Here is an 11,934-nt window from a genome sequence, read left to right on the forward strand (position 1 = left end):
CCCCTTCCCCTTTCCCGAAGCCACACCCGACCAACGTGCCCGCATCGCCGACCTCGCCGAAGAGCTCGACTCCACCCGCAAGGCTGCGCTCGCCGAGACCGACAAGCTAACCATGACCGAGCTCTACAACCTGCGGGAGAAGTTACGTTCCAGCGCGCCGATGGATGACAAGGAGCAGCGCCGCGCGACCAAGGCGCGAGCCGCCATCGTCAATCGCCTGCACGAACAACTCGATGAAGCAGTCGCCGACGCCTACGGTTGGGGCGACGACTGGCGCGCCGGTAAGCTTGGGCCGTCAGAGATCGCCGCCCGCCTGGTCGCGCTTAACCACGAACGCGCCGCCGAGGAGAAAGCCGGAACCATCCGATGGCTCCGTCCCGACTACCAGATCCCCCGCTTCGGGCAGAAGCTTGCGCGCACGAAACCATGCGCATAAACTATGCGCATGGTTAGTGAATTCATGACGACGCGAGCAGTGCGTCGGAAAAGGGCCGCGACCAATGTCACGCTGGACGCGGAACTTGTCGCGCAAGCCCGAAAGCTTGGCGTGAGCATTTCCGAAGCGTCAAACCAGGGCCTCGAAAGAGCGGTGAAAAAAGCCGAGGCGGAGCGTTGGCTGAAGGAGAACAAGCCGGCGCTCGATTCGTATAACGAATGGATCGAGGCGAACGGCTTGCCGCTTGAACGACACCGCCTCTTCTAAATATGGCCCAGTTCGACGTTCACCGCCTTGGAGACGGGCTCGTGGTCGACTGTCAGGCGGACCTGCTGAGCCATATCGCCTCGCGCCTGGTCGCCCCCTTGATTCCGAAAGCTCGGGCACCGGCGCCGGCGCGCAGGCTCAACCCGGTCTTCGATGTGGACGGGGAGACCTATGTCCTGATCACGGAGTCGGCTGGCGCCGTGCCGAGGCGCGAGCTCGGGCCCGTGATCGCATCCCTTGCCAGCCGTTCGTTCGACATCACCGGCGCGCTGGACACGCTGATCAGCGGCGTGTGAGCTACGCGTCGTCGCCCATGCGGAGGGCGGCGATGAAAGCTTCTTGAGGGATCGACACGCTCCCATACTCCCGCATGCGCTTCTTGCCCTCTTTCTGCTTCTCCAGCAGCTTGCGCTTCCGCGTCGCGTCGCCGCCGTAGCATTTGGCGGTGACGTCCTTGCGCAGGGCGGCGATCGTCTCGCGGGCGATGACCTTGCCGCCGATCGCGGCCTGGATCGGAATCTTGAACATGTGCCTTGGGATCAGATCCTTCAGGCGCTCGCACATGCCGCGGCCGCGCGTCTCGGCATTGGCGCGGTGGACGATCATGCTCAAGGCGTCGACCGGCTCGCCGTTGACGAGGATGCTCATCTTCACGAGGTCGCCTTCGCGGTGGCCGATCTGCTGGTAGTCGAAGCTGGCATAGCCGCGGCTGATCGATTTCAGGCGGTCGTAGAAGTCGAACACGACTTCGTTCAGCGGCAGCTCGTAGCGGAGCATGGCCCGAGCGTGGGCGCCGGTGCCGACATAGGTCAGGTCGCGCTGGATGCCGCGGCGGTCCTGGCACAGCTTCAGGATCGAGCCCAAATATTCGTCGGGGACGTAGATGGTGGCGTCGATCCACGGCTCCTCGATGCTTTCGATCCGGTTGGGGTCGGGCATGTCGGCCGGGTTGTGGAGCTCGATGGTCTGCGCGGGCTCGGACTTCGAGTGGCTGAGGTGGATCTTGTAGACGACGCTCGGCGCGGTCGTGATCAGATCCAGATCATACTCACGAGTAAGGCGCTCTTGAATAATCTCGAGATGCAGCAGCCCTAAGAATCCGCAGCGGAAGCCGAAGCCCAAGGCGGCGCTGCTTTCCATCTCGAAGCTGAACGAGGCGTCGTTGAGGCGCAGCTTGTAAAGGCTGTCGCGGAGCTTCTCGAAGTCGGCGGCGTCGACCGGGAACAGGCCGCAGAAGACGACCGGCTGGACGGTCTTGAAGCCGGGCAGGGGCTCGGGCGCGGGGCGCCTGGCGTCGGTGATGGTGTCGCCGACGCGGGTCTCGGCGACTTCCTTGATCTGGGCGGTGATGAAGCCAATCTCGCCGGGTCCGAGCTCGCTCAGCTGCTCGATCTTGGGGCGGAAGCAGCCGACGCGGTCGACCAGGTGCGTCGTGCCGGCGGCCATGAACTTGACCTGCGCGCCCTTCCTGAGGACGCCGTCGATGACCCGGACGAGGATGACGACGCCGAGATAGGGGTCGTACCAGCTGTCGACCAGCATCGCCTTGAGGGGAGCCTCCGCGTCGCCCTTCGGCGGCGGAATCGTGGCGACGATGGCGTCCAGCACTTCCTCGATGCCAATCCCCGTCTTCGCACTGGCCAAGACCGCGCCGCTCGCATCCAGCCCGATGATTTCTTCAATTTCTTGCTTGGTACCCTCGGGATCAGCAGCGGGAAGGTCGATCTTGTTGATCACCGGCACGATCTCATGGTCGTGCTCGATCGACTGGTAGACGTTGGCGAGCGTCTGCGCCTCGACTCCCTGCGCGGCGTCGACGACCAGGAGCGCGCCTTCGCACGCCGCGAGGCTGCGGCTGACCTCATAGGCGAAGTCGACGTGGCCCGGGGTGTCCATCAGGTTGAGCTCATGGCCCTTCCATTCCAGGCGCACGGTCTGCGCCTTGATGGTGATCCCGCGCTCGCGCTCGATGTCCATATTGTCCAGGACCTGCGCGCTCATCTCCCGCTCGGTCAGCCCGCCCGTCCGCTGGATCAACCGGTCGGCAAGCGTCGACTTGCCGTGATCGATATGCGCGATGATCGAGAAGTTCCGGATCTTCGTGATGTCAGCCATTTGCGCACGGCGGCTAGCAGAGCGGTTGGGGGAGCGCGAGGGCGCTGTTTGTCGAAAATCCGGGAGGCGGACATTGCACGTGGCGGACCTGCGGTTAAGCTTGCGGTGAAGTTCTTTAGTTTCCCGGAGATTTGAAGCCGATGCGCATCGTCAGCCGCCTTGCACTGCTCGCCGCCGCGACGGCACTCACGTCTCCTGCAGTCGCCGCCACCCCGCCGCAGGGCGTGCCCGTAGCCGCGCTCGTCAAGGACGTGTCGATCCCCTATTCGACCTTCACCCTGAAGAATGGCCTCAGGGTCGTCGTCCATGAGGACCACAAGGCGCCGATCGTCGCGCTCAGTGTCTGGTACCATGTCGGCTCGAAGGACGAGCCCGCCGGGCGCACCGGCTTCGCGCATCTTTTCGAGCACCTCATGTTCGGCGGATCGCAGCACAGTGACACCGGCTGGTTCGGCCCGATGCAGTCGATCGGCGCGACCGATCTCAACGGCACGACAAACTACGACCGGACCAACTACTTCGAGACGGTGCCGAGGGCCGCGCTGGAACGCGCACTGTTCCTCGAAAGCGACCGAATGGGCTACCTGCTGCCAGCGATGACGCAGTCGAAGCTGGATATCCAGCGGGGCGTCGTCCAGAACGAGAAGCGCGGCGACGACAACCAGCCGGGCGGCCTCCTCCAATATTCGATCCAGCAGACGCTGTTCCCGGCCGGCAACCCCTATCACCACACGGTGATCGGCTCGATGGGCGACCTCGACCATGCGAGCCTCGAGGTGGTAAAGGACTGGTTCCGCTCGCACTATGGGCCGAACAATGCGGTGCTGGTCCTTGCCGGAGACGTCACCGCCGCCGACGCTCGGCCGCTCGTCGAGAAATATTTCGGCAGCATCCCGGCGGGTCCCAAGTCGACACCGGCGGCGGCCACCGTTCCGACCCTCGCCGCGCCGGTGACCAAGGTCTTCCACGACGAGGTCGCCAACACCTATTTGTCGCGCATGTGGGCCGTTCCCGGGATTACCGCAAAGGATACGGCGGCGCTGGAAATGGCGGCAAGCATTCTGGGCGGGCTGTCCAGTTCGCGGCTGCAGAACGAGCTCGTCCGCGACAAGAAGACCGCGGTCAGCGTTTCCGCCAGCGTCGACCCCAATGAGCGGGTCGGCGAATTCTCCATCGACGCAACTGTCAGGCCGGGGGTCGATCCGAAGGTCGTCGGCCAGCAGCTCGACGCGGTCGTCGCCGAGTTCATCCGGAGCGGCCCGACGGCAGAGGAGCTGCAGCGCGCAAAGACCGCCGACATCGCCTCTACCATCAAGGGCCTCGAGTCCGTCGGCGGCTTCGGCGGCAAGGCGGTGACCCTGGCGGAAGGCGCGGTCTTCGCCAACGACCCTGGCTTCTACAAGAAGGAGCTCGACGAGGAGGCCGCGCTCACGCCGACCCAGGTGCAGGCCGTGGCCCGCAAGTGGCTGTCGCGCCCCGTGTTCGCCTACACGCTCGAGCCCGGCGCCCGCGAAGCCTACGAGGAATCGAAGCTCGCCGGCGACACTGCTGGTGGCGCAGCAGGCGCCAAGGTGAGCGCTGCGCCGAAAGCGCAGGTCGGCGCTGCGCGGGGTGGAATCGACCGCTCGGCCCTGCCGCCCATCGCCACCATCGGCGACCTCAAGTGGCCGGCAATCGAACATGCGACCCTGTCCAACGGGATCCCGGTGGTGTTCGCGCGCAGGGCCGACGTTCCGGCGGTCCGCGTCGCGGTCGACTTCGACGCTGGCAACGCCGCCGATCCGAAGACCGCGCTCGGCACCCAGGCCTTCATGCTCGGCATGCTCGACGAGGGCACCGAAAAGTACAATTCGGTCGAGATCGCCGAGGCCAAGGAAAATCTCGGCGCGTCGATCGGTGCTTCGCCGAGCATGGACAGGTCACACGTCTACCTGTCGGCGCTGAAACCCAACCTCGCACCTTCGCTCGACCTCCTCGCCGACATCGTTCGGCACCCGGCCTTCACCCCCGCCGACGTCGAGCGTGTCCGCGCCCAGCAGCTTTCGTCCATCGCCGAGGAAGCGAAGCAGCCGGTCGGAATTGCGCTTCGGACCCTGCCGCCGATCATCTACGGCAAGGACCATCCCTATGGCGTGCCGTTCAGCGGCAGCGGAGATCCCGCCGCCGTGGCGAAGCTGACCCCCGCCGACCTCGCGGCCTTCCACGACAGCTGGCTGAGGCCCGACAACGCGACCATCCTCGTCGTCGGCGACACCACGCTTGCCGAAATCATGCCGCTCCTCGAGCGCAGCTTCGGCGACTGGCGCGCGACGGGTGCGAAGCCGGTCAAGAACTTCGCCGTTCCGGCCGCCGCCCAGGCGGGACGCATCCTCCTCATCGACCGGCCCAACACGCCGCAGTCGCTGATCTTCGCGGGCGAGCTGCTGCCCGTTCGCGGCACCGACGACCTCGTCCCGCTCATGGAGGCGAACGACGTCCTCGGCGGCCAGTTCATGTCGCGCCTCAACATGGACCTGCGCGAGACCAGGCACTGGTCCTATGGCGTCCAGGGCTTCATGCCGCGCCCGCAGCAGCAGGTTCCCTACATGATCTACGCGCCGGTGCAGACCGACCAGACTGGTACCTCGATCGCAGCGATGCGCGACGACATCACGGCCTTCCTGGCAGCCAAGGGCGTTACGCCCGAGGAGCTCAGCCGCACCATCGACGGCGCGGTCCGCGAGTTGCCCGGCAATTTCGAGACCGGTGCCGCGCTGATGGGCGGGATTCAGAACAACCTGCTCTACCACCGGCCCGATAACTATTATGAGACGCTGGCGAGCCGCTACCGCTCGCTGACCGCTCCGCAGCTCGACGCCGCGGCCAAGGCCATCGACCCGTCGAAATTCACCTGGGTCGTCATCGGCGACGCCGCAAAGGTCAAACCGCAGCTCGCCCCGCTAGGGCTGCCGGTGGAGGTCGTTCAGTCGAAGTAGGCGGACCGCGCGTCTGCCTTAGACCGATTGCGGACGTAAGCCGTCCGGCTAGCCTGCCGATGTGATGATCCTGGCCGGGCGACGAGTGACCGCACTGAGCGTCATCTTCATCTCGTTGATGTTCTTGTTCAAAGTGCGGGCGATGACCTACTCGTCGGCTCGCTTGCCCGACGGGGTGAGGCCGTGATTGATCGTCGGCCTGCCCACCGACCAGCGCTGCACACATTCGGCGACGCCTACCCAGTTCGTCAGGCGGATGTGCGTGGCTTCGGCCATGCAAGAGTTCATGATCGGAATGGGCGGTGAGTAGTCATAGATGAGGTGGACGTAACGCAGAACGCCAGCGTCCTGCTGAGCCGCACACCTGGCGTCGCCGTGACAATAGCGGTCGATGCTGGACCGGATGCCACTCATGTGAGGATTGAGCGCACTTTGCGCCAAACCTGCCAAGATCGCGAACATAGGGGTTCGGGGAACGAACGCCCCCAAGTCTACACGCCTAATGTCTGCTTTTCACCCATAGCGGACATTGCGAGCCGAGGCTGATCTCGACAGACCGCCTAGAAGTGGTGCGTGCACACCGCGAGGAGCAGGATGATTGGGATCGGTACGCCGATGAGCCAAAGCAGTGCGGAACGCATGGCGAAAACTCCATTATTGCTCCCGGCACGACGAGCGGCGCGAATAATTGTTCCTGCGCCGTAACAGCCCTCGCCAGGCTATCGGACCAGGCGAGTAACATGGCCCATCTTGCGTCCGGGACGCGCTTCGCCCTTGCCATAGATGTGGAGATGCACGCCGGCCTCCGCGACCAGCTCGGGCCAGCGAGCGATATCGTCGCCGATCAGATTCTCCATTTCGGCCCCCCGCGAGACCAGGTCCGTCGTGCCGGGCGGCAGGTCGCAGATTGCCCGGATATGCTGCTCGAACTGCGACGTGGCGGCGCCTTCGATCGTCCAGTGGCCGCTGTTGTGGACCCGTGGCGCGATTTCATTGACCAGCGGACCGGCGGGGCTGGCGAAGAATTCGACTGTCATCACCCCGACGTGGCCAAGAGTCTCAGCGATCCGGAGCGCCGCCGTTCGCGCTTCCGGGACCTGTGCCCGAATGGCCGCACCGGCCGGCACGGTCGACAGATGCAGAATGCCGTCGCGATGACCGTTTTCCGGGGAATCCCAGAAGGCATGACGCCCGTCCCCCCAACGGGCGACGATCACCGAGAATTCGGCGGTGAAATCGACTCCCGCCTCGGCCACCGCGGGAGTCTCGCGGATCGCGCTCCATGCCGCCTCGACGTCCACCTCGGACCGGATCCAGGCCTGACCCTTGCCGTCATAGCCGAATCGCCGCGTCTTGAGGACGATCGGAAGGCCGAGTTGCGACACCGCCGCCCGGACGTCGTCAAGGCTGTCGACCGGCCGCCAGCCTGCGACTCGAGCGCCGCATTTCTCGATGAAGATCTTCTCGACCGCGCGATCCTGCGCAACGGCGAGCGAGCGAGTGCCGGGGCGGAGCTTGGCGCCGATGGCGTCGAGGGGTGCCACGGGCAGGTTCTCGAACTCATACGTGGCGACATCGACACTGGCGGCAAACCGGCGCAGCGCGTCCGCGTCGTCATAGGCGGCGCGCGTCGCGAAGGCAGCGACGTCGGCGGCCGGCGGATGCTCGGCGGGATCGAAGATGTGGCACTTGTAGCCGAGCTGCGCCGCGGCGACGCCGAGCATCCGGCCGAGCTGGCCGCCGCCGATGATACCGATGATCGAGCCGGGCGGGACCGTCATTCGGGCGATTCGGCAACCGAGCGCGTCTGCTCCTCGCGCTGGGCGTCGAGCCGGCGGCCGAGCGCATCGTCGCCGAGCGCCAGCACCGACGCCGCCAGAAGGGCCGCATTAATCGCCCCGGCCTTGCCGATCGCGAGCGTCCCGACGGGAACTCCAGCCGGCATCTGGACGATCGACAGCAGGCTATCCAGGCCGTTCAATGCCTGACTCTCGACGGGCACCCCGAGCACCGGAAGCGACGTCATCGACGCAGCCATCCCGGGCAGGTGGGCAGCTCCGCCCGCTCCGGCGATGATTAACCGGATGCCCCGGTCCCGCGCGGAAGTCGCATAGTCGTAAAGCCGTTTAGGAGTCCGGTGCGCGGAGACCACCTTCGCCTCATATGCCACGCCGAGCGTGTCGAGGGTTTCGGCCGCATGGCGCATTGTCTCCCAGTCCGACCTGCTGCCCATGATGATGCCGACCCGCGGCTCGCCCATTGTCCCGCCTTGAACCAGTTGCGCCAAGGCTGGTCGTTTAGGGGCCGCCGTTGTGCCATGCAAACCTATGTGGGTGATTTCACGCGTTTTCAGAAGCTTGGATTCAAGCTATGACTCGACGCCGGAGTAGGGGGCGTTCCCGCATGATTGACGAGGTGATCGAGGCCGTCGACTCGGACCGTTTGATCGAGGAAGTCAGTCGCCTCCAAAAGGAGGTGACGCAGCTCAGGCAGCGGGTCGAGCAGCTGGATACGCTCGCGCATCAGGACAGCCTTTGCGACCTTCCCAACCGCCGCGGCTTCATGCGAGCGCTGGAACGGGTGATCGACCGGGTGAAGCGCTACGCCCAGCCCGCCGCGCTGCTGTTCGTCGATCTCGACGGGCTCAAGATGATCAACGACAATTTCGGCCATTGCGCCGGCGACGAGGCGCTGATCCAGGTCTCGCGCCTGCTCGTTGGCGGGGTCCGCCGCAGCGATCTCGTCGCTCGGATCGGCGGCGATGAGTTCGCAATCCTCGTCGGCCAGGTGGAAGGCGCCGATGCGCACGACACGGCGACCCGGCTGGTCGACCTGATCGCGGGCTGCGAATTCATGCACGACGGCCGGGCGCTGCCGTTGAGCGTTGCAATCGGGGTCGGCATGATTCAGGCCGACGACACACCCGAAGCGGCGATCGCCCGGGCCGACGCCGAAATGTACCGGCGCAAGGTCGCTGCCTAAGCGTCTCGCAGGTAGTAATAGCGTTCGACCGTGAGGTCGTCCGCAAGCTCATAAACCAGCGGCTGCCCAGTCGGGATCTCGACCCCGACGATCTCGTCGTCGCCGATGTTCGAGAGATGCTTGACGATGCCGCGCAGGGAGTTGCCGTGCGCCGCGACCAGCACCCTCTTGCCGTCCTTCAGCGCCGGCGCGATCGCCGAATTGAAATAGGGCACCGCTCGCGCGACCGTATCCTTCAGGCTCTCGGTCGCCGGCACCGCGATGTCCGCATAGCGGCGGTCGCGGGCGACGTCATACGCACTGCCCTCCTCGAGCGGAGGCGGCGGGACATCGTAGGACCGGCGCCAAATCCTTACCTGCTCCTCCCCCACCTTCTCGACCATCTCCTGCTTGTTGAGCCCGGTGAGGCCGCCATAGTGACGTTCGTTCAGGCGCCAGTCCTTGGCCGTCGGAAGCCACAGGCGGTCCATCTCGTGAAGGACAAGGTTGAGGGTCCGGATCGCCCGCGTCAGGACGCTCGTGAAGCAACGGTCGAAGTCCAGGCCGCGCTCGCGCAGCAGCGTGCCCGCAGCCCGCGCCTCGGCGACCCCGGCGTTGCTGAGGTCGACATCCCACCAGCCGGTGAAGCGATTCTCCAGGTTCCACTGCGATTGGCCATGCCGCAGCAGCACCAGAGTCGGCATCAGGCCGGAACCTCTTCCAGCTCCGTTCCGGCCGAAGCCGCGGCCTTCAGGTCGGGCAGGATCGCATGCAGCGCATCAAGGCACGCGCCGGCGAGGTATTTCGACCGCTGGGGCGACCAGCCATAGACCTCGTCGGGCAGGTTGAAGTTGTCCTTGAACGGCATTTCCAGAGTCATCGACACACAGCCGTAGCGCTCGGCGAGCTGGGTCGTCGACATCGACATGTTGGCCTGGCCGGGCGCGGGCACCTCATAGCCCTGCTCGCGCTGGAAATCGGGCGACAAACGCTCGAGAGTCTCGCTGAACTGCTCGAACAAGCGCGTCTGCCGCTCCGTCAACGAGGGAATGCCCTCGAAGCCGGCCAGGAAGTTGGCCGGAATCGCCTCGTCGCCATGGACGTCCATCGCGAAATCGACGCCAGTCTCGTCCATCGCGTTGCGGACGCACAGCACTTCCGGGCTCTTCTCGGCCGACGGCGCGTGCCATTCGCGGTTGAGGTTCACGCCGGCCGCATTGGTCCGAAGGTGCCCGCGCCGCGACCCGTCCGGGTTCATGTTGGGCACCACCCGGAACGTACAGTCCCGCCGAAGCACGCGAGCAACCGGATCATCATCGTCGACCAGCTTCTCGAGTGCGCCTTCCATCCACCATTCGGCCATGCTCTCGCCCGGGTGCTGCCGCGCGTAGAGCCAGACGTTGAGCGGGCCCTCACCGATAGTCAGGCAGTCGATGTCCTGTCCGTCCAGGCTCTTGCCCAGCGATCGGTACTGGACGCCCGGGATCGCCGCCGTCTGCGTCACCAGATCGTGGTGCCGCTCCATCGAATAAGGCGCGAAATAAGCGATCCAGACGACGTCCTGCGGAGGCGTCAGCGTCATGGTGAGGACGCCGTCGGCATAGCGCGTGTCCTGGATGCGCACCCAATCCTCGCGGTCGAGGCTCATCACGCCCTTGTAGTCCGGCCAGCCGTGCGGATAGGCCGAGCCGGCGCAATTGGTGATGCGCAGCGTGATCTCCCGGCCCGCCGCGCCTGCCACCCGGAAATGAAACCACTGGTAGAAATCGCTCATGTGGTCGGTGACGATCTCCAGGTCGACGCGGTCGCCGTCCTGGGAAACGACGCGGATGTTGCCGGCGTCGAACGAACTGGAAATCGTGAAGGTCATGCAGGGGCACCTGTAGGGATTTGCATGCGCCTGTAGAGCGCCGCCGCGGATTGGGCAAACGGCGAACGGCGCCGGCTCACGCCGACGAAAGAGGCCTCATGCAGAAGCGGGCATTTGGCTAGGACGCGCCCTGTTTCGCGTCCCGCTTCATGGGCCGCCCCCGGATCCTTCTAACCAGGCGTTCGGGCGACCCCGGATCGATCAACAGCTTCGACGACGTTGCGCGTCAGTGCGGCTGATTGGAGCAGGCAACGTCGTACTGCGAAACCGAGGCCGTGTTGCGCGAGTTCTGCGGCGCGGAGCCTGCATATTTCGAACCTGCAACGCCATTCTCGTTGAATGCGGACCCAGGGGCGCTCGCGGCATTGCCCGGCCTTGTTCCGGACGTTTCGCAGGACTGCATCGGCTGGCCCGTGGCGTGCTGCGGGGAATTCATGTGGTTGTAACCACCGCCATTCCCGGTCGGAGAATGGGGCGTCGCCACCGTCGTAGATGACGGACCCCGGGTTTGCGCCCCTGCCGGCGGAGAGGCTGCGACAATCGCCGGAGCAACGATCGATGCTCCAGCCGCCATCAGGAAGCTTTTTCTGGCTGTCATGATTCGTGTCCCTTGATGCGGTGGCGCCGTTCTGGCCTCTTAGGCGCGGCATGCCACGTGACCGGAGCGACGGAACGTTCGCTCCGAACCCATCAACGAATGGGGCGATGCATGGTTTCGCCACCGCTCCCAACCTCGTTGCCGGCTGGAACTCGCCGCCGCCCTCCGCTAGCGCCACGCAATGACCAAGCTCCCAGTCCTCGTCACCGGCGGCGCCGGCTACATCGGCAGCCATGCAGTCCTTGCTCTTCTCGATGGCGGCTGGAGCGTTTCCGTCATCGACGACCTCTCCAACGGCAGCCGCGCCATCGTTCCCGAGCAGGTCGCCTTCTACGAAGGGTCCATCGCCGACCGGGCGCTGGTCGACGGGGTGCTGGCCGAGCAGAAGATCGGGGCGATCATGCATTTCGCGGGTTCGATCGTCGTCCCGGAATCGGTCGAGAAGCCGCTCGATTATTATCGCAACAACACCATCGCCACGCACAGCCTGATCAGCGCCGCGGTGGACGCCGGCGTCGGCCACATCCTCTTCTCCTCCACCGCCGCTGTGTATGGCGCGCCCGACCGCGTGCCGATCGAGGAGGAGGACCCCAGGCAACCGATCAATCCCTATGGCGCATCCAAGCTGATGACCGAGCGGATGCTCTCGGACGCCTCGGCGGCCTACCCGTTCAATTATGGCGCGCTACGGTATTTCAACGTCGCCGGCGCC

At 65.4% G+C, this 11,934-nt stretch carries 11 protein-coding genes and 1 pseudogene; 6 read left to right on the forward strand and 6 right to left on the reverse strand.

Annotation, left to right across the window (positions count from 1 at the left end; genetic code table 11):
- The 3 genes and pseudogenes from JOZ79_RS11290 to JOZ79_RS11300 form a co-directional block, all read left to right on the forward strand.
- Nucleotides 1-436: pseudogene (locus JOZ79_RS11290) on the forward strand (class I SAM-dependent DNA methyltransferase); the annotation flags it as partial.
- Between the two features lie 24 nt (nt 437-460).
- Complete coding sequence (locus JOZ79_RS11295; RefSeq protein WP_294074175.1) at nt 461-703, forward strand: type II toxin-antitoxin system CcdA family antitoxin; 243 nt, start codon at nt 461-463, stop codon at nt 701-703.
- A gap of 2 nt (nt 704-705) precedes the next feature.
- Nucleotides 706-999: a CcdB family protein gene (locus tag JOZ79_RS11300; protein WP_294074177.1), complete on the forward strand. Its 294-nt coding sequence runs from the start codon at nt 706-708 to the stop codon at nt 997-999.
- A gap of 1 nt (nt 1,000) precedes the next feature.
- On the opposite strand, the gene lepA is transcribed toward JOZ79_RS11300, so the two are convergent.
- The gene (lepA, locus tag JOZ79_RS11305; protein ID WP_294074179.1) at nt 1,001-2,818 is read right to left on the reverse strand and encodes a translation elongation factor 4; all 1,818 of its coding nucleotides are present in this window, start codon (nt 2,816-2,818) and stop codon (nt 1,001-1,003) included.
- A gap of 140 nt (nt 2,819-2,958) precedes the next feature.
- Here lepA and JOZ79_RS11310 point away from each other — a divergent pair, with 140 nt between their 5' ends.
- Nucleotides 2,959-5,793, forward strand: a complete 2,835-nt coding sequence (locus JOZ79_RS11310; protein ID WP_294074181.1) for a pitrilysin family protein — start codon at nt 2,959-2,961, stop codon at nt 5,791-5,793.
- 147 nt (nt 5,794-5,940) lie between these two features.
- Here the strand turns inward: JOZ79_RS11310 and JOZ79_RS11315 are convergent, their stop codons facing one another.
- The 3 genes from JOZ79_RS11315 to purE form a co-directional block, all read right to left on the reverse strand.
- A complete protein-coding gene (locus JOZ79_RS11315) occupies nt 5,941-6,207 on the reverse strand; it encodes a hypothetical protein (protein WP_294074183.1) in 267 nt (88 codons plus the stop codon).
- 305 nt (nt 6,208-6,512) lie between these two features.
- Nucleotides 6,513-7,574, reverse strand: coding sequence for a 5-(carboxyamino)imidazole ribonucleotide synthase (locus JOZ79_RS11320; RefSeq protein WP_294074185.1), 1,062 nt, complete (start codon nt 7,572-7,574; stop codon nt 6,513-6,515).
- Complete coding sequence (purE, locus tag JOZ79_RS11325; protein ID WP_294074186.1) at nt 7,571-8,053, reverse strand: 5-(carboxyamino)imidazole ribonucleotide mutase; 483 nt, start codon at nt 8,051-8,053, stop codon at nt 7,571-7,573. The genes JOZ79_RS11320 and purE overlap by 4 nt, the downstream gene beginning before the upstream one ends.
- 143 nt (nt 8,054-8,196) lie before the next feature.
- Here purE and JOZ79_RS11330 point away from each other — a divergent pair, with 143 nt between their 5' ends.
- Nucleotides 8,197-8,775, forward strand: a complete 579-nt coding sequence (locus JOZ79_RS11330) for a GGDEF domain-containing protein (protein WP_294074188.1) — start codon at nt 8,197-8,199, stop codon at nt 8,773-8,775.
- Here the strand turns inward: JOZ79_RS11330 and gpmA are convergent.
- Complete coding sequence (gene gpmA / locus JOZ79_RS11335) at nt 8,772-9,458, reverse strand: 2,3-diphosphoglycerate-dependent phosphoglycerate mutase (protein WP_294074190.1); 687 nt, start codon at nt 9,456-9,458, stop codon at nt 8,772-8,774. The genes JOZ79_RS11330 and gpmA overlap by 4 nt on opposite strands.
- On the reverse strand, nt 9,458-10,624 hold the full coding sequence (locus tag JOZ79_RS11340; protein ID WP_294074192.1) for a M14-type cytosolic carboxypeptidase: 1,167 nt from the start codon (nt 10,622-10,624) through the stop codon (nt 9,458-9,460). The genes gpmA and JOZ79_RS11340 overlap by 1 nt, the downstream gene beginning before the upstream one ends.
- Before the next feature lie 779 nt (nt 10,625-11,403).
- Here JOZ79_RS11340 and JOZ79_RS11345 point away from each other — a divergent pair.
- Nucleotides 11,404-11,934: NAD-dependent epimerase/dehydratase family protein (locus tag JOZ79_RS11345; protein WP_294074193.1), on the forward strand; the 531-nt coding region annotated here is incomplete at its 3' end.

Origin of the sequence: Sphingomonas sp. (assembly GCF_019242355.1) — a bacterium.
Lineage (GTDB): Bacteria > Pseudomonadota > Alphaproteobacteria > Sphingomonadales > Sphingomonadaceae > Sphingomicrobium.

Excerpts from the sequence above, each read along its gene's own strand:
- lepA (WP_294074179.1), bottom strand. The coding sequence starts at position 2,818 with ATGGCTGACATCACGAAGATCCGGAACTTCTCGATCATCGCGCATATC.
- purE (WP_294074186.1), bottom strand. The coding sequence starts at position 8,053 with ATGGGCGAGCCGCGGGTCGGCATCATCATGGGCAGCAGGTCGGACTGG.
- JOZ79_RS11295 (WP_294074175.1), top strand. The coding sequence starts at position 461 with ATGACGACGCGAGCAGTGCGTCGGAAAAGGGCCGCGACCAATGTCACG.
- JOZ79_RS11320 (WP_294074185.1), bottom strand. The coding sequence starts at position 7,574 with ATGACGGTCCCGCCCGGCTCGATCATCGGTATCATCGGCGGCGGCCAG.
- JOZ79_RS11310 (WP_294074181.1), top strand. The coding sequence starts at position 2,959 with ATGCGCATCGTCAGCCGCCTTGCACTGCTCGCCGCCGCGACGGCACTC.
- JOZ79_RS11300 (WP_294074177.1), top strand. The coding sequence starts at position 706 with ATGGCCCAGTTCGACGTTCACCGCCTTGGAGACGGGCTCGTGGTCGAC.
- JOZ79_RS11340 (WP_294074192.1), bottom strand. The coding sequence starts at position 10,624 with ATGACCTTCACGATTTCCAGTTCGTTCGACGCCGGCAACATCCGCGTC.
- JOZ79_RS11330 (WP_294074188.1), top strand. The coding sequence starts at position 8,197 with ATGATTGACGAGGTGATCGAGGCCGTCGACTCGGACCGTTTGATCGAG.
- JOZ79_RS11315 (WP_294074183.1), bottom strand. The coding sequence starts at position 6,207 with ATGAGTGGCATCCGGTCCAGCATCGACCGCTATTGTCACGGCGACGCC.
- gpmA (WP_294074190.1), bottom strand. The coding sequence starts at position 9,458 with ATGCCGACTCTGGTGCTGCTGCGGCATGGCCAATCGCAGTGGAACCTG.